This is a genomic window from Parviterribacter multiflagellatus (assembly GCF_056863265.1).
Genome location: NZ_JBXPIZ010000005.1, coordinates 204,903 through 228,663 on the forward strand (window position 1 = coordinate 204,903; position 23,761 = coordinate 228,663).

A 23,761-nucleotide genomic window follows, 5' to 3' on the forward strand; every position below is an offset into this window, starting at 1 on the left:
GGAAGTCTCCCCGAAGACAGGAAACTCCGCATGCCGAACCCGAACAGCTTCGACGCCCGCGCTGACCTCCGCGTCGGCGACCGGACGTTCGAGATCTTCCGCCTGGATGCGCTGCAGTCGAAGTTCGACGTCGCGCGCCTCCCGTACTCCCTCAAGATCCTCCTCGAGAACCTGCTGCGCACCGAGGGGAACGGCTCGGTCGACGCCAAGGACATCGAGGCGCTTGCGACCTGGGACGCGAAGGCCGACCCCTCGAAGGAGATCGCCTTCACGCCTGCGCGTGTCCTGATGCAGGACTTCACCGGCGTCCCGGCCGTCGTCGACCTCGCCGCCATGCGCGACGCGATGCGCGACGAGATCGGCGGGGACCCGAACAAGGTGAACCCGCTCATCCCGGCCGAGCTGGTCATCGACCACTCCGTCCAGGTCGACTACTTCGGCACGCGCGAGGCCGCCGAGCGCAACGCCGAGCGCGAGTTCGAGCGCAACCAGGAGCGCTACCAGTTCCTCCGCTGGGGTCAGGGCGCCTTCGCCGACTTCAGCGTCGTACCGCCGGACACCGGCATCGTCCACCAGGTCAACATCGAGTACCTGGCGCGCGTCGTCTTCCCGAACGAGAAGACCGGCCAGGCGTACCCCGACACGCTCGTCGGCACCGACTCGCACACGACGATGGTCAACGGCCTCGGCGTGCTCGGCTGGGGCGTCGGCGGCATCGAGGCGGAGGCCGCGATGCTCGGCCAGCCGATGTCGATGCTCATCCCGCAGGTGATCGGCTTCAAGCTCAGCGGCGAGCTGCCCGAGGGCGCCACCGCGACCGACCTCGTCCTGACGGTCACCGAGATGCTCCGCCAGAAGGGCGTCGTCGGCAAGTTCGTCGAGTTCTACGGCCACGGCCTGGCGGCGCTCCCGCTGGCCGACCGCGCGACGATCGGCAACATGAGCCCGGAGTTCGGCTCGACCTGCGCGATCTTCCCGGTCGACGCCGAGACGCTCCGCTACCTCGAGTTCACGGGCCGCTCGAAGGAGCAGCGCGACCTCGTCGAGGCGTACGCCAAGGAGCAGGGCCTCTGGCACGACGAGAACGCCGAGGACCCGACGTTCTCCGACTACCTCGAGCTCGACCTCGGCGACGTCGTCCCGTCGATCGCCGGGCCGCGCCGGCCGCAGGACCGCGTCTCGCTGACCGAGTCGCAGGTCGAGTTCCGTGAGGCGCTGGAGGAGTTCACCGGCAAGCCCGAGCAGGGCAACGGCAAGCCGGGCGTGCCGCCGCACCGCGCCGCGACGGAGGACGCGGACGCCGAGTCGTTCCCGTCCTCGGACCCGCCCGCCGGCACCGCGCCGGGCAACGGCGGCGCCGCGGGCTACGACCAGACCGCGCGCACGCACGACCACTCCAGCGTGGCCGAGCGCGTTCGCACGGTCACGCCGGTCACGCTCGCCGACGGCACCGAGACCGAGCTCGACCACGGCCACGTCGTCATCGCGGCCATCACGTCGTGCACGAACACGTCGAACCCGTCGGTGATGCTCGCCGCCGGCCTGCTCGCGCGCAACGCGATCGAGAAGGGCCTGGAGCGCAAGCCGTGGGTGAAGACCTCGCTGGCGCCGGGCTCGCTCGTCGTCACCGAGTACTACGAGAAGGCCGGGCTGACGCAGTACCTCGACCAGCTCGGGTTCAACCTCGTCGGCTACGGCTGCACGACCTGCATCGGCAACTCCGGCCCGCTGCCCGAGGAGATCTCCGCGGTCATCAACGAGAACGACCTCACCGCGGTGTCGGTCCTCTCGGGCAACCGCAACTTCGAGGGCCGGATCAACCCGGACGTGAAGATGAACTACCTCGCGTCGCCGCCGCTCGTCGTGGCGTACGCGCTCGCGGGGACGATGGACTGGGACCCGTACAACGATCCGTTCCCGGGCTCGGACGTGTACCTCAAGGACATCTGGCCCTCGGAGCAGGAGGTCGCCGAGACGATCGAGTCCGCGGTGCAGTCGTCGATGTTCACCTCCTCCTACGAGACGGTGTTCGACGGCGACCAGCGCTGGCAGGGCCTCGACGTCCCGACCGGTGACGCGTTCGCCTGGGCCGACGACTCGACGTACGTCCGCAAGGCGCCGTACTTCGACGGGATGCCCGCCGAGCCGGAGCCCGTTCAGGACATCACCGGCGCGCGCGTGCTCGCCAAGCTGGGCGACTCGGTCACGACCGACCACATCTCGCCCGCCGGCGCGATCAAGAAGGACTCGCCCGCGGGCAAGTACCTGATCGAGCACGGCGTGGAGCCGCGCGAGTTCAACTCGTACGGCTCGCGGCGCGGCAACCACGAGGTGATGATCCGCGGCACGTTCGCGAACATCCGCCTGCGCAACCAGCTCGCGCCGGGCACCGAGGGCGGCGTCACCCGCTACCTCGGCGACGGCTCCGGCGAGGAGATGTCGATCTACGACGCGGCGCAGAAGTACGCCGAGGCCGGCACGCCGCTGGTCATCCTCGGCGGCAAGGAGTACGGCTCGGGCTCGTCGCGCGACTGGGCGGCGAAGGGCACGAAGCTGCTCGGGGTCCGCGCGGTGATCGCGAACTCCTTCGAGCGCATCCACCGCTCGAACCTCGTCGGCATGGGCGTCCTGCCGCTGCAGGTCGAGGAGTACGACCTCACCGGCGAGGAGGAGATCACGATCGAGGGCTTCGCCGACGCGATCAACAACGGCGAGCTGCCGCGCGAGGTCACGATCAAGGCCGACGGCAAGGAGATCACGGCGCGCGTCCGGATCGACACGCCGAAGGAGGCGGAGTACTTCCGCCACGGCGGCATCCTGCCGTACGTGCTGCGCTCGCTGCGCGACGCGTAAGCGCTCAACGAGCTGACCGGTCGTCGCGCGCCGCGGTTGGCGCGCGGCGACCGCCCTCGTTACCCTCGGCGCGTGCCGCTTCCCGACACGCTCCGCAACCTGCTCACGGCGCCCGGCACGTCCGGTCGCGAGCGGACCGCCGCCGCCGTCTGGCAGGCCGCGGCCAAGACCTTCACCGACGACGTCCGCTCCGACCTCGTCGGTTCCTCCACCGCGACCGTGGCGGGCACCGCCGGCGGCCCCACCCTCGCGATCGTCGGCCACATCGACGAGATCGGGCTGATGGTCACCCACGTCGACGACGAGGGCTTCCTCTGGTTCGGCGGCGTGGGCGGCTGGGACCCGGTCAACCTCGTCGGCCAGCGCGTCGACCTGCACACGCGCGACGGCGTGGTCCCGGGCGTGGTCGGGAAGAAGCCGATCCACCTGCTGGAGGCCGAGGAGCGCGAGAAGGCGCCCAAGCTCAAGGACCTCCACATCGACATCGGCGCCAAGGACGGCGACGACGCGCGCTCGCGGGTGCGGGTCGGCGACTGGGCGCTCGTGGCGGGGGAGCCGGTCGTGCTCCCCAACGGGCGCGTCGCGTCGCGCGCGATGGACAACCGGCTCGGGTGCTACGTCGCGCTCGAGGCCGCGCGGCTGGTCGCCGAGGCCGGCGGCGCGCCGGGCGACGTGGTCGCGTGCGCGGTGGCGCAGGAGGAGACGACGTTCGCCGGTGCCACCACCACCGCGTACGGGCTGCAGCCGGACGTGACGATCGCCGTGGACGTCGGCCACGCGATGGACGCGCCCGGGCTCGACAAGCGCCCGCACGGCGACCATGGGCTCGGCAAGGGCCCGATCATCGACGTCGGCTCGATCTTCCACCCGCTGGTCATCGACCTGCTGCGCGACACCGCCGACGAGCTCGGCATGGGCTGGACCGCCGAGGCGTCGCCGCGCCAGTCGTTCACGGACGCCGACGCGTTCCACCTCAGCCGCCGCGGCGTCGCGACCGGCCTGGTGTCGATCCCGCTGCGCTACATGCACTCGCCGGTCGAGCTGATGCAGCTGTCCGACGTCGAGGACGCGGCGAAGCTGATCGCGGCGTTCGCGCAGAAGCTGACGGCCGAGACGAGCTTCGTCCGATGAGCGTCACCGCACCACAGGGGCCGTCGCGCACGCGGGTCCCCGTGGTGCGGGCCAGGGGCGAGGCGCGCGTCTCGCCCCTGGAGCTGTTCTTCGACCTGGTCTTCGTCTTCGCGCTGACCCAGGTCACGGCCTTCATGGCCGCCGACCCGTCGTTCACCGGCATGGCCCGCGGGATGCTGATCCTCGCGCTGATGTGGTGGGCGTGGGCGGCGTACACGTGGCTGACCAGCACCGTCGATCCCGAGCAGGCGCTGACGCGCATCGTGATGTTCGCGGCGATGGGCGCGTTCCTGGTCATGGCGCTGGCGACGCCGGGCGCGTTCACCGACGACGGCGTCCTGTGGGGCTGCGCGTACCTGGCCGCGCGGCTCCTGCACGTGGCGCTCTACGCGCTCGCGGCGCGCGGGGACGCGGCGCTGGCCCGCGTGGTGTGGAGCCTGCTGCGCTCGCTGATCCCCGGCTCGGGCCTGATCATCCTCGGCGCGGTGGCGTTCGAGGGGACCGCGCGCGACCTGCTGTGGGTCGCCGCCGTCCTGCTCGACTACGGGATCGTGCTCGGCGCCGGCGTCGCGGGCTGGCACGTGCACGCCGCGCACTTCGCCGAGCGGTTCGGCCTCATCGTCATCATCGCGATGGGCGAGTCGATCGTCGCGGTCGGCGTCGGGCTGGAGGGCCTCGAGCTGGGCGCCAGCGAGATCGTCGCGGCAGTGCTGGCGCTCGGGATCACGTGCATGATCTGGTGGGCGTACTTCGACGTCCCCGCGCTCGACGCCGAGCGCCGCTTCACGTCGGCGGAGGGCATCGCGCAGCTGCGGATCGCGCGGGACGCGTACGGGCTACTCCACCTGCCCATGACGGCCGGCATCGTGCTCTTCGCGTTGGGCGTGAAGAAGGTGCTCGAGCACACGGGAGACCCGATGAAGGACGTGCCGGCGGTCGCGCTGTGCGGCGGCCTGGCGCTCTACACGCTCGCCCACGTCGCCTTCCGCCTGCGCCTCACGCGCACGATCTCGGTCCCGCGTGTCGTCGCGGCCCTGGCGTGCCTGGCCGTCTTCCCGGTCGCGACGAGCACGTCCGGCCTGCTCGCGCTGGCGTGCCTGCTGGGGGTCGGTGTCGTCTTCACGACGTACGAGACGCTGCACGACCGTGAGCAGCGCGCGGCCGTCCGCGCGCGCCACGGCGCGGCGTGACCGTCCGGTGACGATCGTGTGAAGCGGTCTGGCGGGCGGCTTCGGGCGACCTTAGGGTCGCGCCGTTCCCGCCCCGAACGAAGGATCGTTCTTGCCTCACCGTCCGCTGTCCGTGGCGTTCGCGCTCGCCGCGACGCTCGCCGCCCTGCCCTCCGCCGCCTCCGCCGCCGAGCCCGGCTGGGCCGTCGCGCCCGCGCTCGAGCTGCCGTCGTCGCCCGAGATCATCGCCCCCTCCGCCGACGAGCAGAAGCTCGTCGCGACGCAGGGCACCGGCGTGCTGATCCTGAACGTCGGCGCGCTGCCGGCGGTCACCACGCAGACGACGATCGACGCGGCGGCGCTGGCGACCGCGATCGAGGCGGACGCGGACTTCGGCGCGGTGACCGTGGCCGCGGTGACGTCGGTCGCGACGAAGGGCAACGCGTACGCGCTGCTCGCCGTCCAGACGGCGGACCCCGAGGCGCCCGCGGGCCCGGTCGACGACGCGGTCGTCGTCGTGGATCTCGCCGACGGCAGCATCGACGAGGCGATCCCGGTCGCCAGCGGGATCGACTCCATCGCGGTCGCCCCCGGAGCCGGGGAGCGGGGCGCCGTCGCGGTCGAGGCCGAGTGCCGCAACGACGAGGCGCCGGGCGTCAACGGGTCGGTCGAGGTGCTGAACCTGTCCGGCGCGACGCCGGCGACGTGGACGAGCACCAACGTGCCGATCGACGAGACCGCGCCCGAGATCGTCGACGAGGTCGAGACGAACTTCGACCCGGAGGACGAGACCGACTGCGCGCGCGAGGACGACCCGACGCCGACGCTCGACGTCTTCAACGTCGAGCCGGAGTACGTCGACCTCAACGCGCGCAACGAGGTCGTCGTCACGCTGCAGGAGAACAACGCGATCGCGGTGTTCGACGCCGACGCGCCGCCGGCCGAGATCGGCGCCGACCAGCTGTTCTCGGCGGGCACGCGCACGTTCAGCGCCGACCTGCTCGACTCGGGCGCCTTCGCGTTCACGCAGCTCGACACGAACCAGCGCGAGCCGGACGCGGTGAAGTGGACCGCCGACGGCAGCGCGCTCGTCACGGCCAACGAGAGCGAGGGCGACGACGGCGACGAGAACCAGGGCACGCGCGACTTCGCGATCTGGACGCCGCAGGGCGAGCTGCTCGCGGACGTCGGCGGCGCGTACGACCGCGCGCTTGCCGACTACGGCTTCCTCGACGACACGCGCAGCGACAACGCGGGCTCCGAGCCGGAGGGCCTGGATCTCCAGGTGTACGGCAACCGCGAGTACGCCTTCGTCGCCAACGAGCGCGCGGCGCCCGTGGCGGTCTACGACATCACCGACAAGAACGCGCCGAAGGTCGTCACGCACCTGCCGACGGGGCCGGAGCCCGAGGCCGCGGTCGCGCTGGCGCGCGGCTGGGTGCTGAGCGCCGACGAGGCATCGGCCGCGCCTGCCACGATCAGCGCCTTCCGCCGCACCGCGGCGCCGGACGCGACGCGGCCCCTGATCGCGTCCGACGACGCGCCGTTCTTCGACGCGCGCGGCCTCGGGGTCGCCGCCGACGGCGCGACGCTGCTGATGGCCGACGCGAACCAGCCCAACCGGATCGCCACCGTCGCCGTCGGCGGTGCGAACGGCCTGGCGCCGCGCGCGGCGATCGCGGAGTCCGCGGTCGGCGGGCTGCAGGACGTCGAGCCGGCGGCCGGCGGCGGCTTCTGGGCCGCGACGTCCACGTCCGGCAAGGAGCTGGTGCGGCTCGGCGCGGACGGCGCGGAGGCGCAGGCGGTCGACCTGCCGGGCGTCACCGCCGCGGCGGGCGTCGCGGTGTCGGCGGACGGCGCGACGGTCTACGCGGTCTCGCGCTCGGCATCGCCGAAGGTCTTCCGCGTCGTCGGCGGCGTGGCGACCGAGCTGACCATCCCGACGCCGGTCCCGACCGTGGTCAACGACCTCGCGCTGGCGGCCAACGGCGACCTGCTCCTGCTCACGCAGGCGACGGCGTTCAACCAGTCGCAGGAGGCGAAGGCCGACGCGACGGTCGCGCGGTACGCGGCCCCGGCCGGCGCGGGGACGACGCTCGGCGCGCCGACGACGGTGGCGACGATCGCGGCGAGCACGATGCGCTCGACGAAGGGCCCGTCGGGCCTGGCGCGGACCGCGAACGGCGACGTGTGGGTCGTCAACGCGAACCGGCGGCTCGGCAACAGCGACCTGCGCCGCGTCGCGCAGCTCACGCCGCCGGCCAACACGGCGGCGCCGTCGCTGGGCGGGAGCGCGGTCGTCGGTGAGGCGCTCACCTGCGCGGACGGCACGTGGAGCGGCGGCGGGACGCTGTCGCGCCAGTGGCTGCGCGGCGGGGCGCCGATCGGCGGTGCGACGGGCACGGCGTACGTCGTCACGGGCGAGGACGTCGGCCGCGCGCTGGCCTGCCGCGTGACGGCCACGAGCCCCGACGGCGTCGCGAGCGCCACGACCGCCGCGGTGACCGCCGTGCGCAACGGCGCGGACGGCGGCAAGGGCGATGCGGGGCCGAAGGGCGACGCCGGGCCGAAGGGCGACGCCGGCGCGGGCGGTCCGCAGGGCGCCGGCGGGCCTGCGGGTCCCGTCGGTCCGGCAGGCCCGGCCGGTCCCGCCGGCGCGAAGGGCGCCAAGGGCGATCGCGGCCCGCGCGGCGCGACGCTCCGCTGCACGGTGCGCGGCTCCCGCGTCCGCTGCGCCGCGGTCAAGGCCTCGTCGTCGAAGGCCCGCGCCGCGCGGCTCACCCGCAACGGGCGCACCGTCGCCCGCGGCACGGTGAAGTCCGGCACGGCGACGCTGAAGGCGACGCGCAGGCTGCCGGCCGGCCGCTACACGCTGCGCGTCGGCGCCACGACGACGGCGGTCACGCTCTAGCGACGGCGCCGCCGCGGCGGCTCACCGGGGGGCGGAAGCGCTCGGTGAGCCGCTCGTGGCGGTGGCGGAAGATCGCCGCCACGACCGCGCGCTCGAGCCCGGCGCTGCCGAACCGCGGCTCGAACGTCACGCGGTCGGTGAGCAGCGAGCCGTCGCCGTCGGCGACGATCGTGCGGTCGTGGTCCCACCGCTTGTGCAGGAGCGACGTCGAGCGCTCCTGGAAGCCGCGGCCCGGCCGCACCTCGACCACCCGCAGCCGGTGGCGGTCGAACGGGAGGACGCCGCCGGCGAGCAGGACGCTCTCGAACGCGACGGCCTCCTCCAGCGTCTGCCCGCGCAGCTCCGCCGGGACGGTCATCTTCACGAGCGGCCGCAGCTCGTAGTTCACGCCCTCCATCGACGACGCGTGCGCCCACACGACCGCCGGCGGGGCCGGCAGCCGCGAGGTGACGGTGATCGTCGCGCTCGAGCTCACAGCGGGTCGAGCAGCAGGCCGAGCTGGCGCGACTGGGCGACGAGCGTGCCGTCCGGCGTCCACAGCTCGCCGTCCTCCTCGAAGAACCCGTCGCGCAGGTGCGTCGAGCGGAAGCGGCCGAGGATCGGGACGTCAGCCAAAGGGAGCGGCGCGCGGAAGTGCACGGTGAGGTCGATCGTCGGCGCGGGCTGGAGCCGCTTCAGGCGCGGCCATGGGGCGGGGAACCAGGCATCGGCGAAGACGCAGAGCGACAGCGCGTCGACCGGGCGCTCCTCGCGCAGCGCGAGCCAGCCGCCGATCAGCCCGTGGTCCGAGCCGGTGAACGGATGGTCGCCGAACCGGTGCTGCATCGTGAGGTGCTGGGTGAACGGCGGCGCGTTCTCGGTGCCCGGAGGGACGGCGGGCGGACGCGACGGATCGGCGGGCTCGACGCCGTCGGGCATGGGCGCGTCGTCGAACCCCTCGCCCGGGTACGCGCCCGCGAACGCGCCGACGCCCAGTGCGACCGTCTTCTCGCCCTGGATCAGCTTCGCGGTGACGGTCGACATCGAGCGGCCCGCACGCTCCACCACCGGCTCGACCCGGATCGGACCGGGCACGGGCGGGCGGAGGAAGTGGACGGTGAACGAGCGCGGCTGCCGCGCGACATCGCCGACCGCCTCGATCATGCCCCGCAGCATGATCGCCATCACGTAGCCGCCGAGCGGCCCGCGTGGGGTGTTCCAGCCGTCTGCGACGGCGCCCTCGTACGACCCGTCCGCCGCTGCGGTGAGGGCCGTTTCCTCGTCGAAACGCACGAAGCGGGAGAATATGAGGCCCTTGGGTCAGCCAACGTTGCTCCTCTTCGACATCGACGGCACGCTGCTCATCCGCGCCGTCGACGACCACCGCGACGCGATCCATGCCGCGATCCGCCGCGTGCACGGCATCCGCGAGCCCGAGCAGGCGCGCGTGGCCGCCGCCGGCCGCACCGATCCGCAGATCGCGCGCGACATCTGCCTGCAGCTCGGCCTCTCCGCAGACCGGTTCGACGCGCGCCTGACCGACCTCAAGCGCGTCGCCGCCGAGGAGTACGCGCGCCGCCACACGCAGGACCTCTCCGGCACCGTCGCGCCGGGCGTCCACGACCTGCTGCGCGACCTGGCCGAGCGCGACGACGTGATCCTCTCCCTCGTCACCGGCAACCTCGAGGCGATCGCGCGCGGCAAGCTCCAGCGGGCGGGGATCGGCCACTACTTCGCGCGCGGCCACGGCGGCTTCGCGTCCGACAGCGAGGACCGCACCGACCTCCCCGGCATCGCCCGCGCCCGCGCCGGCGGCATCCCGCCCGAGGACGCGATCGTCATCGGCGACACCCCGCTCGACATCGCGTGCGCCCGCGCCGACGGCGTGCGCTGCTTCGCGGTCGCGACCGGCCCCTACTCGGCCGACGACCTCGCGGACGCCGACGCGGTCGTCACGTCGGCTGTCGACCTGGCGCCGCTGCTCGCGCCGCGCTGACCGCTACAGGGGGACGCGCAGGAGGGCGGAGCGCACGGCTCCATCGCGCTCGCGCAGGCGCGTGACGTACGCGGCGTCGGGCGCGAGGGCCGTCGTCGACAGCGTCGTCGTGGTGCCCGGCGGGCCCTCCTTGGGCAGCCGCTGGGGGCGCTTGATGCCCGGGCGGTGCGGGCCGTGGTCGGTCGAGTAGCCCTTGTCGGCGGTGATCGCGGGCGCGATGGCCAGGAGCTCGCGGCCGCCGCTGGTGCTGCTCAGGCTGCCGAGGACGAGGCGCTGCTCGTACTGCGTCGTCTGCACGTAGAGCAGCCGGTCGCCGAGGAGCGCCGGGTCCGTGTACGTCGAGCGCGTGTCGCGGCGCAGGGTGCGGCGCGCGGTGCTCACCACGTCGACGGTGTCGATGCGGCTCTCCTTCCGCCCCGCGACGTGGAACACGACCCGGCCGCCGTCGAGCGCCGGCCGGCCGAGCTGCGCGGGGGAGCGGACGGTCGCCACGACCTGCCGTATCCCGTCGCCCAGCGACGCCACCTCGATCACCTCGCCGCCCGTGGTCGCACGCCGGAGCGCGACGTACCCGTCCGAGACCGCGACCGCGCTCGCGGCGGTCGGCAGCGTCAGGGTCAGGCGCGGCGTGCCGGTGGCCCGCTCGGTCACGTTCACCGTCGTCCCGGTCGCGACCGCGAGCAGCCCGCCGCCGATCGCCAGCCGCTCGGCCGGGAAGCCGACCGTACCGCCCGGCCCCTGCACGACGCCGGCCCCGCCCGGGACCTTCCAGGCCAGCTCGGCGCCCGCGACGCTCGGGTCGCCGGCCGCGTCGACGAACGCCTTCGTCGCCGCGTGGGCCGGGCTCGCGCCCGCCAGCGCGACCGCCACGGCGGCCAGCGCCAGCCCGTCGGCGAAGCGGAAGCCGCGGTAGATCAGCGGCCGCTCGGCCATCAGCTCGGTCGCCCGGAAGCCGAGCGGGCGCTGGGCGTAGGGCGCGAGCACGACGACGGGCAGGCAGCGCCCGGCGGCGAACGCGACGCCGATCGCCACGCCGGTGCCGACGTCGCCGACCGCCACCGACACGCCCGCCAGCGCCCACACCGCGAACGTCAGGACGAACGTCGTGAAGCCGAGCCCGAGGAGCACGCCGTAGCCGGCGGCCGCGGCCGGGAGCGGCCACCGGCGGCGCCAGTGCTCAGGCACCTGGCGGCGGATCTGCGGCGCGATGCGGACGCCGCTCAGCTCCGCGACGGCGGCGACCGCGGCCAGCGCGGCGCCGACGGCCAGCGCGGTCTCCCCACCACCCAGGAGTGAGCCGACCAGGGCCAGCGCCCCGAACGTCACGACGCCCCCGACGAGCGCGCCGGGCACGAACGCCAGGCACGCCCAGAACGTGGCGACGCGCCCGCGCGCGTGCTCGCCCAGCGTCGACACCATCGAGAAGCCGCACGGCGACCAGGCGCCGGTGAGGCCCGCCACGAACGCGGCGGTCGCGAGCACCCAGGTCAGCACGGCACCTTGGTGTCGTAGTACATGACGCAGAAGACCTTGCGGCCCTTGTAGCAGTAGCCCGTCAGCGCGGTGTCGCCGTTGATGCGCTTCTTGTGGGTCGTGCAGCAGTCGACGAGCTTGCGCACGTTGCCGCCGCAGCAGCGGTACCAGGCGCCGTCGACGACCGTGGTGATGTCGTACTTCTCCGCGACCTGGTCGCACAACGGCGTGCGCGGCGCGGGAGCGAGCGGGCGCCCGTCCGCGTCGGTCAGCCGCCTGCCGCGCTCGTCGACCGGCTGCCCGGCCTGGTCGACGAGTCGCCCGACGTTGTCGATCCGCTTGCCGTCCTTCGCGCGGATCGGGTACCCGCGCGCGTCGATGCGCGGCAGGCCGGTCGGGTGCGGGCACGAGTCGGTCGTGTAGATGTGGCCGCAGAAGTGGTAGCCGTCCGCCTCGCCCGGGGCGATGACGCTCTTCACCGCGCCGCCCGCGGTCGCGCCCAGCAGCGCCGCGCCGACGCGGGCCAGCAGGCCGCGGCGCGACGTGCTCAGCGCCAGGTCCTCCGTCACGTGCTGCTCAGACACCGAGCTGCTCCGTCCTCCGGCGTTCGGCCGCGGCGAGCACGGACTCGAGCTGCGGCAGGGAGTTGAAGGTGCCCTTGGCCAGCACCCGGCCGGACGCGTCGAGCGCGACCGCGTACGGGCTGCCGGGCACGTCGAGCCGCGCCCAGTGCGCGGCGTCGCGGACCTCGTCGAGCTCGAACAGCGACACGTGCGGGTCGAGCGCGAGCGCGTTCAGCGCCGGCTTGAGGCGCTGGCACAGGTGGCAGCCCTCGCTCGTGAAGACGGCGAGCCCGAGCACCGCGGCGTCCGCGCGCGGGTCGAGGTGGCCGGCCAGCCCGGAGTCGGCGCCGAGCGGCGGACCCTCCTCGGGGATCTCCAGCGCGGACTGCGGGCCGACGGCGAGGCGGAGCATGCCGACCTCGCGCGCCAGTGCGAGCACCGCGACGGCGAGCGCGACGACCGCGGCGAGCGCGATCGCCAGGCCGATCGTGAGCCAGGTCGTCGAGGACAGGTCGTCGTGGGGGACGAGCGGCAGGAGCGCGAACGCGAGCGCCAGCAGCGCCGCCCGTGCGACGGCGAACGCGCTCACCCGCGACCTGGCGCCGAAGCACCCGCACGGCGCGCCCGCGCGCCCCGCGCGCAGGGCGTTGGCGAGCAACCCCGCCGACACCGCGAGGAACGCCGCGGCGGCCAGTGCGGCGGCGTCGAGCCCGGCCGCGACGCCGACGGCGAGCCCCAGCTCCACCACGACGAGCACGGGCAGCGGAAGCCAGGAGACGAGGCCGCGCAGCGCGGCGGACGACTCCCGCGGGCGCGCGACCTTGGACGCGGCGGCGACGAGGAGCACCGCGGCCAGCGCGCACCGGAGAACCACGTGGAGCATGCGCCGAGCGACGGTAGCGGATGCGGCTGTGCAGCCGGCTAGTCGCCGAGGAGCCGGCGGCGGACCTCGGGCCCCTGCGCGAGCTTGGTGAGCGGCAGGAGCGCGGTGCGCGGCGCGAGCCGGTAGCCGAGGACGGCGAGCTTGTTCGTCACGCCCGGGGTCGCGGTGCGTGCGCCGCTCGCCATCGCGGAGACGGCGGCGCGCGCGACGTCCTCCGGGTCGCTCCACAGCAGCCCCGGGCCGGTGTCGGGCGCGCCGGCCGCGCCGGAGCGGTCCCAGATGTCGGTGCGGGTGGGGCCGGCGTTGACCGTCGAGCAGGAGACGCCGGTGCCGCGCAGCTCCTCGTGGAGGGCCTCCGACCACGACTGGATGAACGCCTTGGTCGCGGCGTACGTCGCGTTCTGCGGCATCGGCGCGAACGCGACGATCGAGCCGAGGTTGAGCACCGCACCACGCCCGCGCGCGACCATGTCCCGCACGAGCCGCTGCGTGAGGTCGTGCGTCGCGAGCGCGTTGGTGCGGAAGACGGCGTCCTCGTCCTCTTCGGCGTGCTCGGTCACAAGCCCGAACGCCGCCTGGCCGGCGACGTTGCACAGGCCGACGACCTCCCGCGCGCCCTCGCCGCGCAGCGCGCTGACGAGGCGGGTCCGCGGCCCGTCCTTCGTCAGGTCGCACGCGCGTACGTCCACGTCGACGTGGCAGCTCGCGGTCAGGTCCGCCGCCAGCTCCGCGAGCTTGGCCCGCCGCCGCGCGACGAGCGTCAGGTGGTGGCCGCGGCCGGCCAGCTCGCGCGCGAGCGCCTCCCCGATGCCCGACGAGGCTCCGGTGACGACGACGGTGGTGCCGGGACGTGGATCGGGCAGGGCCATGGTCGACCCCGCCCTACCCGGAAACCGCGCTCAGGTGCGCGTCAGCTTCTTGTACGAGATGCGGTGCGGCCGGTCGGCCTCGGCGCCGAGCCGCTCGCGGCGGTGCTCCTCGTACGCCTCGAAGTTGCCCTCGAACCACACGACCTGCGAGTCGCCCTCGAACGCCAGCACGTGGGTGCAGATGCGGTCCAGGAACCAGCGATCGTGGGAGATGACCACCGCGCAGCCCGGGAAGTCGAGCAGCGCCGTCTCCAGCGCGCGGAGCGTGTCGACGTCGAGGTCGTTGGTCGGCTCGTCGAGGAGCAGGACGTTGCCGCCGCTCTTGAGCAGCTTCGCCAGGTGGACGCGGTTGCGCTCACCGCCCGACAGCTTCCCGACCTTCTTCTGCTGGTCGGTCTTCTTGAAGTTGAAGCCCGCGACGTACTGGCGGGAGTTCATCTCGCGGTCGCCGACCTTGACGTGGTCGTAGCCGCCGGAGATCTCCTCCCACACGGTCTTGTCCGGGTCGAGCGCCTCACGCGACTGGTCGACGTACGCGAACTCGACGGACTCGCCGACCTCGATCGAGCCGGAGTCCGGCTGCTCGTTGCCCGTGAGCATCTTGAACAGCGTCGACTTGCCGGCGCCGTTGGGGCCGATGATGCCGACGATGCCCGAGCGGGGCAGGTCGAACGAGAGGTCGTCGATCAGCAGCCGGTCGCCGAACGACTTGCGCAGGTTCTCGACCTTGATGACGTTCGCGCCCAGCCGCGGCCCCGGCGGGATGTGGATCTGGACCTCGTCGAGGCGGACGGTCTTCTCCTCGTTGACCATCTCCTCGTAGCGGGCGAGGCGGGCCTTGGACTTCGTGCGGCGGCCCTTCGGGTTCGTCCGCACCCACTCCAGCTCGGCGCTCAGGACGCGCTCGCGGGCGGCGTCCTTGCGCTCCTGCATGGCGACGCGCTTGGCCTTCGCCTCGAGCCACTTGGAGTAGTTGCCCTCGAACGGGATGCCCTTGCCGCGGTCGAGCTCCAGGATCCAGCCCGCGACGTTGTCGAGGAAGTACCGATCGTGGGTGACCGCGACGACGGCGCCCTCGTACTCGGCGAGGTACCGCTCCAGCCACGCGACCGACTCGGCGTCGAGGTGGTTGGTCGGCTCGTCGAGCAGCAGCAGGTCGGGCGCGGAGAGGAGCAGGCGGCACAGCGCGACACGGCGCCGCTCACCGCCGGAGAGCTTCGAGACGTCGGCGTCGGCCGGCGGGCAGCGGAGCGCGTCCATCGCGTACTCGAGCTGCGTGTCCAAGTTCCAGGCGTCGGCGGCCTCGATCTGGTCCTGGATCCGCGCCATCTCGTCGGCGGTCTCGTCCGAGTAGTTCATCGAGAGCTCGTTGAACCGGTCGAGCAGGTCCTTGGTCGCCCGGACGCCGTCCTCGACGTTCTCCTTGACCGTCTTGGACTCGTCGAGCTCGGGCTCCTGCTCCAGGTAGCCGACCGTGCGGTTGACGCCGAGCATCGCCTCGCCGCGGTACTCCTCGTCGCGGCCGGCCATGATCTTCAGGAGCGTCGACTTGCCGGCGCCGTTGTAGCCCAGCACGCCGATCTTCGCCCCGGGGTAGAAGGCGAGGGTCAGGTCGTCGAAGACCGTCTTGTCGGGCGGGTACCGCTTCGACACCCGGTTCATCTGGAAGACGTACTGGGAAGACATTCCCTCCCATTCTACGAGGGGTTTCGGGGGTCGCCGGACCCGGTTCGAGGGGTACCCTGGAGCGATGGCCCAGGTGCTGGATCTCGAGCAGTCGCTGCTGCTTCTCGAACTCGAGCCGCCGTTCGACAAGCGGGCCGTGCAGCAGGCGCGACGGCGGATGGCGAAGCGCTGGCACCCCGACATCGCGCCGCCCGGCAAGCAGCACGAGCACGAGCGGCACCTGAAGGCGATCAACGAGGCGGCCGACCAGCTCGAGTCGCTGGCGGAGAACAGCCGGGGCGGCAAGGTCTCCAAGAACGCCGTGAAGGTGAGCGCCGCGGCCGCCCGTGCCGCGCGCGCCGAGGCCGGTCGCCGGGCGTACGAGGAGGAGCAGGCGCGCCGCGCCCACGAGGCGGATCGCAAGAAGCACGACCCGTTCGGCTCACAGGTCCCCGACCACTCGGTCGTCCACAAGTACGCGCGCTGCCTGTCGTACCCGGAGTGGGGCGTCGGGACGGTCGAGGGCATCTACTTCACCGGCGAGGGCGACGACGTCCAGCAGTGGGCGCGCGCGAAGTTCCAGATCGGCGTGCGCACCGTGCCCGCCGGTTCGCTGCAGTTCGTCGACTTCTCCAAGCCCGACCCCGGCGCCGAGCGCGTCCAGCGGTTCGTCACCGCCGCGCAGCACGCGCTGGCCGAGGGCGACTTCGACATCGCCGCCAAGCGGCTGATCTACGCACGCGACGCGGCGCCGTCCGATCCGGTCGTGCTGCGCCTGCTGACGCTGTCGTTCTGGCAGGCGGGCAACCTCGAGGCGGCGGGGCGGAGCGTGCGCGACTGGGCGCGCGTGGAGCCGGACCGCCCGGCGCCACAGCGCTACGCGTCGCGCATCTACGCCGACATGGGCGCCGTCGACCTCGCCGCCGAAGCCGCGGACCGCGCCGCCGAGCGGGCGCCCGCCGACGCCGACGCGTGGGAGCGGGTGGGCCGGCTGCGGATGCAGCTGTTCCAGCGCGAGGCGGCGATCGAGGCGCTGGAGAAGGCGCGCCGGCTCGGCCCGTCGCTCGACGGCCTGCTCGACCTGGCGACCGTCTACCACCTGGCAGGCGACGTCGGCGGCGAGGTCAGCGCGACCGACCAGGCGACCAAGCAGCACGGCGAGAGCGTCGACGCGTGGACGCGCCACACGTTCGCGCTCGCGCGCACCGACCGCACGACCGAGGCGATCGGTGCGGCGGAGCGCGCGATCAAGCTGGGCGCGGACGAGGAGGTCAAGGACCTCCTTGCGCGCCTGCGGGACGCGGTGCCCCGGGTCCTGCCCGAGGCGCGCCCCGCGGCCTAGAACGGCGAAGCGCCCGCCGAGGCGGGCGCTTGACGCGCGGTGGTCCTGGCGGCCTCCTAGTAGCGGCGGCCGAACTCCGCGGCGTAGGTGGCGCCGGCGGTACCGCCGACCGGCAGCTTGCGGACGACGCCGATGCCGATCTCGCGGAAGCCCGGCTTGAGGATGTTCGCGCGGTGGCCCGGCGAGTTCATCCACGAGCGGACGATCTGACGCGGCGTGGCCTGGTTGCCGCTGCCCCAGGCGAGGTTCTCGCCGAGGATCGCGCGGCCGCCGCCACGGAGGTAGCCGGCGCGCTTGATGCGCGTGTCGAAGTGCGTGCCCGACTTGGAGTCGTGGGCGAAGTACCGGCGCTTGACCATGTCGCGGGCGTGGCGCTGCCCGGCGAGGGCGAGGCCGGCGTTCTGGCGGAGCGCCTTGCGCCCGTGCTTGCGGCGCTCGACGTTGATGAGGCAGACGGTCGCGGCGCGGGCCTGCTTGGTCGTCAGGTGCGCGGGCTTGACGTCGGCGCCGGCGCAGGAGGCGGCCTCGGCGGCCGGAGCGGATAGCGCGGTGCCGGCGAGGGCGACGGTCGAAAGAGCAGCGATGGTCAGACGGCGCATAGGTGGACTCCCCTGTTGTCCTCGTGCGCCTCCAAGCCCTTCGGCGGCCCGGCCGGCTCCCTCCCAGGAGCCCCGTTGGCTTTGCGGACCCGCCTCGCGACGGGGGTGCCTTTCTCGGGGGCGCTTCTACGTTCTGTCTCTCAAGGGATCGGATCTTGGTCCAGACCTTTGACCGCCCCTGGTCCATCCGTCCAAGTGCCCCCGCGCCACCGACCGGAAGGCCCGTTCCGGCAGGCGCTGAAGGGGCGTCACGGCCCGTCGCAGAACTCGGCGCCGCGAGATGTCATCGAGCGTCGCCTGGCGACGCTCATCGTCATCTCGTCGTGCTGCACGTGACGAGATGTCGTTTCCCGTCACCACGTGCTGACCGCCCGGCGCTTCCGCGACGAAATCGCGCTGCGTGCGGGGTCGCTGCGAAGCTCCATCTGGCCGCCTGGCTACCGTCAACGGGCGATGCGTCTGATCGTTGCCCGCTGCGAGGTCGAGTACTCCGGAAGGCTCTCCGCCCACCTCCCCGAAGCCCTGCGCCTGCTCATGATCAAGGCCGACGGGTCCGTCATGGTCCACGCCGACGTCGGGGGCTACAAGCCGCTGAACTGGATGACCGCGCCCACGGCGATCGACGAGAAGGACGGCCGCATCACCGTTCGCAAGGTCAAGGGCGACGACCGGCTGGAGATCAAGCTCCACGAAGTGCTCCACGACGTCACCCACGACATGGGCGAGCCCGAGTCCACGGGCGGCCTCGTGAAGGACGGCGTCGAGCGCGACCTGCAGGAGCTGCTGGCCGACCAGCCGCACTGGTGCGGCGAGGGCTTCCGCCTCGTGCGCCGCGAGTGGCCGACGGACATCGGGCCGGTCGACCTCATGTGCCGCGACGAGCAGGACGGCTGGATCGCGGTCGAGATCAAGCGCGTCGGCACGATCGACGCGGTCGAGCAGCTCAACCGGTACCTGGAGCGCATCCGGCTCGACCCGGCGATGGCCGCCTGCGAGGGCGTCCTGGCCGCGCAGGTCTTCAAGCCGCAGGCGCGCGTCCTCGCGGGCTCGCGCGGCATCCGCTGCGTCGAGGTCGACCTCGCGGTCCTCCGCGGCGAGCGCGAGCCGGATCTCACGCTCTTCGCGGCCTAGCGCCTACTCGATCACGCGGAGCTTGTCGGCGGCGTCCCGGAGCACCGGGCCGTGGCCGAAGCACACGACGTCGGGGCGCAGGTCGATGAGCCTCTGCATCGACCCGCGGTTCTGCGGCACGTCGGCCGTGACGAAGTCGAACGGCGCGCGCAGCCCCGGCTTCAGGCGCGGGAAGAGCATGTTGAACCAGACGTCGCCGCAGACCAGCAGGCGGTCGGACTCCCGCCAGAACGCGATGTGGCCCTTGGAGTGACCGGGGACGTCGAGCACGGTGAAGCCCGCGACCTCGTCGCCCTCGGACAGCGTCCGGTCCGCGCGGATCGCCGGCAGCTTGCCGTTCATGTCCTTGAGCCACCCGAACCGCCCGCCCGCCGGGTCGCCGGCGCGCCCGAGCGCCAGGTTCTCCGCGTCGCCGGCCGGCGCCCAGAACGGGATGCCGAGCGCCTCCACGACCGCCTTCGAGCCGCCCGCGTGATCCGGGTGGCCGTGCGTGAGCGTGTGCGCGGCGACGGTCCGCCCGCTCAGCTTCCCGGGGAGCTTCTTGCCCATCCCCTTCGTCCCCGCGTCGACGAGCACGTCGCCGAGCAGATACGCGTTGACCGACTCGCGCGGCGCGAGCGGGATCTGCCAGACACCGTCAGCCACCTGCAACATGCGGCCGGACCCTACCGACCGGCGACCGACTTTGGACCGCGTGGACGATGACGCCCGGCCACGCCGGCCTCACCCTTGATCGGGTGCAGATCGTGGCTTTCGGCGGCGGCGGGTTCTCGATGGAGGCCGGCAACCCCCTGCTCGACGACTACGTCCTCGGCCTTCCGCAGGCCGAGCGCCCCAAGGTGTGCTTCCTGCCGACCGCGAGCGGGGACGCGGATCACTACATCGTGCGGTTCTACCGCGCGTTCGACCCTGGGCGGTGCGAGCCGAGCCACATCTCGCTCTTCCGGCGCGACCGGACGGCGCCGGACCCGGAGGAGCACCTGCTCAGCCAGGACATCATCTACGTGGGCGGCGGCAACGTCACGAGCCTGCTCGGCGTCTGGCGCGCGCACGGGCTCGACGAGGTGCTCGCGGAGGCGTGGCGCCGAGGCGCGATCCTCGCCGGCCTCAGCGCCGGCTCGCTGTGCTGGTTCAGCGAGGCGGTGACGATGTACAACCAGTCTCGCCCGCCGGCGCCGATCGAGGGCCTGGGCCTGCTCCCGTACTCGAACTGCGTCCACGTCGACGCCGAGCCGCGCCGGCTGGAGGCCTACCGGGAGCTGATCGAGGACGGGATGACGCCGGGCTACGCGGTCGAGGACAGCGCCGCGCTGCACTTCGTCGGCTCCGAGCTGCACCGCGTCGTGACGTCGCGGCCGAAGGCCAAGGCGTACCGTGTCGCGCCAGGCGAGATGACCCAGCTCGACTCCCACTTCCTCGGACCCGTGGCGGTGGCCGCCTAAGTGGCCCGGACGATCTTCGCCATGGGCGGGGGCGGCTTCACGATGGAGCCGGACAACCCCGCGCTGGACGAGTTCATCCTGTCGCTCGCCGACGCGCCCGATCCGCGCATCTGCCTGCTGCCCACCGCGTCCGGCGACGCCGACGAGCAGGTCCGCCGCTTCTACGCCACGTACGGCGACCGCCCGTGCACGCCGACGGACGTCTCGCTCTTCCGCCTCGGCCGCGACCCGATCGACGTCGAGGAGCACCTGCTCGGCCAGGACATCGTCTACGTCGGCGGCGGCTCGCTGCGCAACCTGCTGGCGATCTGGCGGGAGCACGGCGTCGACGAGATCCTGAGCCGCGCGTGGGAGCAGGGCACCGTCCTGGCCGGCATCTCCGCCGGCGCGATGTGCTGGTTCCGCGGCGGCGTCACGACCTCCAGCGGCCGGCCCGAGCCCGCTCGCGGCCTGGGGCTGCTGCCGCACTCGCTCAGCGTCCACCTCGACGGGGAGCCGGCGCGCCGGCCGGTCTACCTCGACGCCGTGCGCAGCGGCGCGCTCCCGCCGGGCTGGGCGGCCGACGACGGCGTGGGGCTCCTCTTCCGCGACGACCAGCTCGTCAAGGCGGTGTCGTCGCGGCCGCGCGCGGGCGCCATCGAGGTCCGCCCCGACGGCTGCACGCCGCTCGTGGTGGAGCAGCTCACCGTGCGCGAGCGGCCCAGCGACGCCCGCACCGCGCCGTTCGAGGTCCTGGAGCTGCGGTCGCTGCGCTACGGCTCCAGCAGGCGCTAGCCGGGGCGGCGGCAGGTCAGCACGACCTGCAGCGCGAACAGCTCCGGCCGGCGCGCGACGAGCGCGGGCCCGAACCGGGCGAGCGCCGGCACGCGGCTCTCCAGCGGCAGCGGCGCGGGGGCGAACGCCTCGCGCTCCACCACGAAGCCTGCGTCCTCGACCAGCGCGCGGGCGGTTGTGCGCGTGAAGAAGCGCAGGTGCGTGCGGTCGAACAGCCCGTGGTCCTCCTGCGGGAAGCGCCCGCGCAGCACCGCCCGCCGCGCGGTCCAGTGCGCGATGTTGGGGAGCGAGACCACGGCGCGCCCGTCCGGCGCGAGCAGCTCCCGCGCCCACCCCAGCACCGCGCCCGGATCGCGCAGGTGCTCCAGCACGTCGCCGAACAGGATGCGGTCGTACGGCGGCGCGGCGGGGACCTGCGCGCGGATCGCGGCGTCCTCGACGTCCCCGCTGACGACGGCCGCGCACGCCAGCGCCGCGACACCCGCGGCCGCCGGGTCCGCCTCGACGCCGACGACCTCACAGCCGCGCGCGGTCAGCTCCCGCGCCAGGTAGCCCTCGGCGCAGCCCACGTCGAGCACCCGCGCGCCGTCGGGCACGGCGTCGAGGAGCACGCGGTGGCTGGCGGACAGGCCCGCCTGCGCGACGAGCCCGCCGTAGACCGTCACCCGCGCGCCTGGCCCTGCAGCGTGATCGTCAGCCGCCGGGGGCCGCCGTGATCGCGCAGCTCGCACAGGTAGACGCCCTGCCACGTGCCGAGGTGGAGCTGCCCGTCTCGCACCGGCAGCGTCAGCGACGGCCCGAGCAGCGAGGACTTGATGTGCGACGGCATGTCGTCCGGGCCCTCGTCGGTGTGCGTCCAGAACGGCGCGTTCTCCGGCACCGCGCGGTCGAACCACGACGCGAAGTCCACGCGCACGTCGGGCGACGCGTTCTCGTTGAGCGTCAGGCCGGCGCTCGTGTGGCGGATGAAGATGTGCGCGAGGCCGACCTCGAGGTCGCGCAGCTCGGGCGTCGCCTCGGCGATCTCGCGGGTGATCAGGTGGAAGCCGCGCTCACGCGGGCGGAGCTGGATGTCGCGCTGGGTCCACACGTCCACGACACTACGACGATGGAGGTCCCCGAGATCCTCGAGCGCGTGCGCGCGGTGCCGCCGGGCAAGGTCGCCGCGTACTCGGACATCACCCCGCACGCGCCGCGGCTCGCCGGCCGCGTGCTGTCGGACTCGCTGGAACCCGACCTGCCGTGGCACCGCATCGTGCGCGCCGACGGCTCCCTCGCCAAGGGCCACCGCCAGAAGGAGCTCCTGATCGCGGAGGGCGTCCGGTTCGTAGGAGACCGTGTGGACATGGCTAGGTTCCGGGTGTGACCTACTCGATCGTCGCTCGTGACCCGCAGACCGGCGAGCTCGGCGTCGCCGTGCAGTCGCACTGGTTCGGTGTGGGGGCCGTCGTCCCGCACGTGCGCGCCGGCGTCGGCGCGGTGGCCGCGCAGTCCGTGCCCGACCCCACGCACGGCCCGCGCCTGCTCGACCTGCTGGCGCAGGGCGTCGCACCCGACGCCGCCATCGACCAGGTGCTCGCGGGCGACGAGGGCGGCGGCTTCCGCCAGTTCGGCGTCGTCGACGCGCAGGGGCGCGCGGCCTCCTACACCGGCCCCGGCTGCATGGCCGAGGCGGGCCACAAGTCCGGCGCCGGCTTCGCGGTGCAGGCGAACATCATGGCCAGCGCGGACGTCTGGCCCGCGATGGCGGAGACCTTCACCGGCGCGCAGGACGGCACGCCGCTGGCCGAGCGGCTGCTCGCGGCGCTCGACGCGGCCGAGGAGGCCGGCGGCGACATCCGCGGCCAGCAGTCCGCGGCGCTCGTCGTCCTCCCGCCGCCGCCCACGCCCGGCGCGCCGCCCGTGCTCCCCGTCGACCTGCGCGTCGAGGACCACCCCGAGCCGCTCGCCGAGCTGCGCCGGCTGCTCGTCCTGCACCGCGCGTACGCGGCGGCGACCGCCGGGGACGAGGCGATGGCCGAGGGCCGGCTCGACGACATGGTGCGCCACTACGAGGAGGCCGGCCGGCTCGCGCCGGGCAACCCGGAGCTGCTCTTCTGGGCCGGCATGGCGGCGTCCTACACGGGCGACACCGAGCGCGGGCTGGAGCAGGTCGCGCAGGCGATCGAGGCGTCCCCGGGCCTCCGCACGCTGCTCGAACGGCTCACCGAGGACGTGGCGCCCGCGGCCGACGCGGTACGCGCCGGTCTCGAAAGCCGCTACAACTCCTGACTGTGGATCATGTCCTCGGCAAGGACGTCGGCGCGGTCCGCGAGGAGTTCGTGGCCGCGCTGGTGGCCGGGGACGCGAACCTCGCGGAGATCATCGCGCTCGACGCGGTGAGCCAGGGCGTGCCCGTCGCCGACCTCTACGTCGACGTCATCGGCCCCGCGCTGACGGAGATCGGCCACGGGTGGGAGGTCGGCATCATCTCGATCGCCGACGAGCACCTCGCGACCGGGATCGCGCACGACGTGATGCGGCTCGTCGGCCGCACCGCGACGCGCTACCCGCGCCGCTCGCGCGAGCGCGTGCTGCTGGCGGCGATCGGCGGCGAGGCGCACATCACGGGCCTGCGGATGATCGGCGACCTCGCCGAGGGTCACGGCTTCGACGTCCGCTACCTCGGCGCCGCCGTCCCGGTCGGCACGTTCTCCGACATCGTCGCCAAGCACGAGCCCGAGTTCGTCGGGCTCAGCGTCACGATCGCCGGCTGGGGCGCCGACCTCGAGCGCGTCCTGCACGAGATCGAGGCCTCCGGCCACGCGCCGCGCGGCATCCTCGTCGGCGGCGCCGCGGTGCCGGACCGCCTGCGCGACGACCCGCGCGTCGTCCACGCGGCGGACGCGCGCGAGGCGCTCGACGTGCTCGAGCGCCTCGCTGACGCGGTCTAGGGAGAGCCCGCCGGGAGAATCCGCCCCTGGCGGATTCTCCCAATTGCC

23 protein-coding genes and 1 riboswitch are annotated in these 23,761 nt (G+C 73.6%); of the genes, 12 read left to right on the forward strand and 11 right to left on the reverse strand.

Going from position 1 to position 23,761, the window contains the following annotated elements; genetic code table 11:
• Positions 1-30 precede the first annotated feature (30 nt).
• The 4 genes from AC1UE5_RS12565 to AC1UE5_RS12580 all read left to right on the forward strand — a co-directional run bounded on the left by AC1UE5_RS12565 (position 31) and on the right by AC1UE5_RS12580 (position 8,064).
• Positions 31-2,853 (forward strand): aconitate hydratase, encoded by a 2,823-nt coding sequence (locus AC1UE5_RS12565; RefSeq protein WP_482923761.1) that lies wholly within the window; start codon positions 31-33, stop codon positions 2,851-2,853.
• Between the two features lie 72 nt (positions 2,854-2,925).
• A complete protein-coding gene (locus tag AC1UE5_RS12570; protein WP_482923763.1) occupies positions 2,926-3,984 on the forward strand; it encodes a M20/M25/M40 family metallo-hydrolase in 1,059 nt (352 codons plus the stop codon).
• Positions 3,981-5,174: a low temperature requirement protein A gene (locus AC1UE5_RS12575; protein WP_482923765.1), complete on the forward strand. Its 1,194-nt coding sequence runs from the start codon at positions 3,981-3,983 to the stop codon at positions 5,172-5,174. Before AC1UE5_RS12570 ends, AC1UE5_RS12575 begins: the two co-directional genes overlap by 4 nt.
• 112 nt (positions 5,175-5,286) lie before the next feature.
• Positions 5,287-8,064 carry a choice-of-anchor I domain-containing protein gene (locus tag AC1UE5_RS12580; RefSeq protein ID WP_482923767.1) on the forward strand — a complete coding sequence of 926 codons (2,778 nt, stop codon included), beginning with the start codon at positions 5,287-5,289 and terminating at the stop codon, positions 8,062-8,064.
• On the opposite strand, the gene AC1UE5_RS12585 is transcribed toward AC1UE5_RS12580, so the two are convergent.
• The gene (locus AC1UE5_RS12585; protein ID WP_482923771.1) at positions 8,054-8,539 is read right to left on the reverse strand and encodes an Rv1443c family protein; all 486 of its coding nucleotides are present in this window, start codon (positions 8,537-8,539) and stop codon (positions 8,054-8,056) included. The two genes, AC1UE5_RS12580 and AC1UE5_RS12585, sit on opposite strands and share 11 nt — an antisense overlap.
• Positions 8,536-9,336 carry an acyl-CoA thioesterase gene (locus AC1UE5_RS12590; protein ID WP_482923774.1) on the reverse strand — a complete coding sequence of 267 codons (801 nt, stop codon included), beginning with the start codon at positions 9,334-9,336 and terminating at the stop codon, positions 8,536-8,538. Before AC1UE5_RS12590 ends, AC1UE5_RS12585 begins: the two co-directional genes overlap by 4 nt.
• Positions 9,337-9,373: 37 nt before the next feature.
• Here AC1UE5_RS12590 and AC1UE5_RS12595 point away from each other — a divergent pair, with 37 nt between their 5' ends.
• Complete coding sequence (locus tag AC1UE5_RS12595; RefSeq protein WP_482923776.1) at positions 9,374-10,039, forward strand: HAD family hydrolase; 666 nt, start codon at positions 9,374-9,376, stop codon at positions 10,037-10,039.
• 3 nt (positions 10,040-10,042) lie between these two features.
• Here AC1UE5_RS12595 and AC1UE5_RS12600 read toward each other — a convergent pair whose 3' ends face one another.
• From AC1UE5_RS12600 to ettA, 5 genes are read right to left on the reverse strand one after another with little or no spacing between them, the layout of a single operon-like run.
• Positions 10,043-11,533 carry a hypothetical protein gene (locus AC1UE5_RS12600; protein WP_482923778.1) on the reverse strand — a complete coding sequence of 497 codons (1,491 nt, stop codon included), beginning with the start codon at positions 11,531-11,533 and terminating at the stop codon, positions 10,043-10,045.
• The gene (locus AC1UE5_RS12605) at positions 11,527-12,096 is read right to left on the reverse strand and encodes a hypothetical protein (RefSeq protein ID WP_482923781.1); all 570 of its coding nucleotides are present in this window, start codon (positions 12,094-12,096) and stop codon (positions 11,527-11,529) included. Before AC1UE5_RS12605 ends, AC1UE5_RS12600 begins: the two co-directional genes overlap by 7 nt.
• A complete protein-coding gene (locus tag AC1UE5_RS12610; RefSeq protein WP_482923783.1) occupies positions 12,089-12,958 on the reverse strand; it encodes a MauE/DoxX family redox-associated membrane protein in 870 nt (289 codons plus the stop codon). Before AC1UE5_RS12610 ends, AC1UE5_RS12605 begins: the two co-directional genes overlap by 8 nt.
• Positions 12,959-12,996: 38 nt before the next feature.
• Positions 12,997-13,827 (reverse strand): SDR family NAD(P)-dependent oxidoreductase, encoded by an 831-nt coding sequence (locus AC1UE5_RS12615; protein WP_482923786.1) that lies wholly within the window; start codon positions 13,825-13,827, stop codon positions 12,997-12,999.
• 30 nt (positions 13,828-13,857) lie between these two features.
• Complete coding sequence (gene ettA / locus AC1UE5_RS12620) at positions 13,858-15,513, reverse strand: energy-dependent translational throttle protein EttA (RefSeq protein WP_482923789.1); 1,656 nt, start codon at positions 15,511-15,513, stop codon at positions 13,858-13,860.
• Between the two features lie 64 nt (positions 15,514-15,577).
• Between ettA and AC1UE5_RS12625 the strand changes: the two genes are divergently transcribed.
• Positions 15,578-16,834, forward strand: a complete 1,257-nt coding sequence (locus AC1UE5_RS12625) for a tetratricopeptide repeat protein (RefSeq protein WP_482923791.1) — start codon at positions 15,578-15,580, stop codon at positions 16,832-16,834.
• Between the two features lie 56 nt (positions 16,835-16,890).
• On the opposite strand, the gene AC1UE5_RS12630 is transcribed toward AC1UE5_RS12625, so the two are convergent.
• Positions 16,891-17,433, reverse strand: coding sequence for a CAP domain-containing protein (locus AC1UE5_RS12630; protein ID WP_482923794.1), 543 nt, complete (start codon positions 17,431-17,433; stop codon positions 16,891-16,893).
• 39 nt (positions 17,434-17,472) lie between these two features.
• A riboswitch (cyclic di-GMP riboswitch) is annotated at positions 17,473-17,553 on the reverse strand.
• 333 nt (positions 17,554-17,886) lie between these two features.
• Between AC1UE5_RS12630 and nucS the strand changes: the two genes are divergently transcribed.
• Positions 17,887-18,564 carry an endonuclease NucS gene (gene nucS / locus AC1UE5_RS12635; RefSeq protein ID WP_482923796.1) on the forward strand — a complete coding sequence of 226 codons (678 nt, stop codon included), beginning with the start codon at positions 17,887-17,889 and terminating at the stop codon, positions 18,562-18,564.
• Positions 18,565-18,567: 3 nt separating this feature from the next.
• Here the strand turns inward: nucS and AC1UE5_RS12640 are convergent, their stop codons facing one another.
• Positions 18,568-19,218 (reverse strand): MBL fold metallo-hydrolase, encoded by a 651-nt coding sequence (locus AC1UE5_RS12640; protein ID WP_482923798.1) that lies wholly within the window; start codon positions 19,216-19,218, stop codon positions 18,568-18,570.
• 83 nt (positions 19,219-19,301) lie between these two features.
• Between AC1UE5_RS12640 and AC1UE5_RS12645 the strand changes: the two genes are divergently transcribed.
• Both AC1UE5_RS12645 and AC1UE5_RS12650 read left to right on the forward strand, forming a co-directional pair.
• Entirely contained in the window at positions 19,302-20,006 is a 705-nt protein-coding gene (locus AC1UE5_RS12645; protein WP_482923800.1) for a Type 1 glutamine amidotransferase-like domain-containing protein, read from the forward strand.
• Positions 20,007-20,780: a Type 1 glutamine amidotransferase-like domain-containing protein gene (locus tag AC1UE5_RS12650; RefSeq protein ID WP_482923802.1), complete on the forward strand. Its 774-nt coding sequence runs from the start codon at positions 20,007-20,009 to the stop codon at positions 20,778-20,780.
• On the opposite strand, the gene AC1UE5_RS12655 is transcribed toward AC1UE5_RS12650, so the two are convergent.
• Complete coding sequence (locus AC1UE5_RS12655; protein ID WP_482923804.1) at positions 20,777-21,445, reverse strand: class I SAM-dependent methyltransferase; 669 nt, start codon at positions 21,443-21,445, stop codon at positions 20,777-20,779. The genes AC1UE5_RS12650 and AC1UE5_RS12655 overlap by 4 nt on opposite strands.
• The gene (locus AC1UE5_RS12660) at positions 21,442-21,870 is read right to left on the reverse strand and encodes a secondary thiamine-phosphate synthase enzyme YjbQ (protein ID WP_482924243.1); all 429 of its coding nucleotides are present in this window, start codon (positions 21,868-21,870) and stop codon (positions 21,442-21,444) included. Before AC1UE5_RS12660 ends, AC1UE5_RS12655 begins: the two co-directional genes overlap by 4 nt.
• 18 nt (positions 21,871-21,888) lie before the next feature.
• Between AC1UE5_RS12660 and AC1UE5_RS12665 the strand changes: the two genes are divergently transcribed.
• The 3 genes from AC1UE5_RS12665 to AC1UE5_RS12675 are packed head-to-tail and all read left to right on the forward strand — an operon-like array spanning position 21,889 to position 23,713.
• Positions 21,889-22,146 carry an MGMT family protein gene (locus AC1UE5_RS12665; protein WP_482923806.1) on the forward strand — a complete coding sequence of 86 codons (258 nt, stop codon included), beginning with the start codon at positions 21,889-21,891 and terminating at the stop codon, positions 22,144-22,146.
• Positions 22,143-23,051 (forward strand): DUF1028 domain-containing protein, encoded by a 909-nt coding sequence (locus AC1UE5_RS12670; RefSeq protein ID WP_482923808.1) that lies wholly within the window; start codon positions 22,143-22,145, stop codon positions 23,049-23,051. Before AC1UE5_RS12665 ends, AC1UE5_RS12670 begins: the two co-directional genes overlap by 4 nt.
• 2 nt (positions 23,052-23,053) lie before the next feature.
• A complete protein-coding gene (locus AC1UE5_RS12675; protein WP_482923810.1) occupies positions 23,054-23,713 on the forward strand; it encodes a cobalamin B12-binding domain-containing protein in 660 nt (219 codons plus the stop codon).
• Positions 23,714-23,761 lie beyond the last annotated feature (48 nt).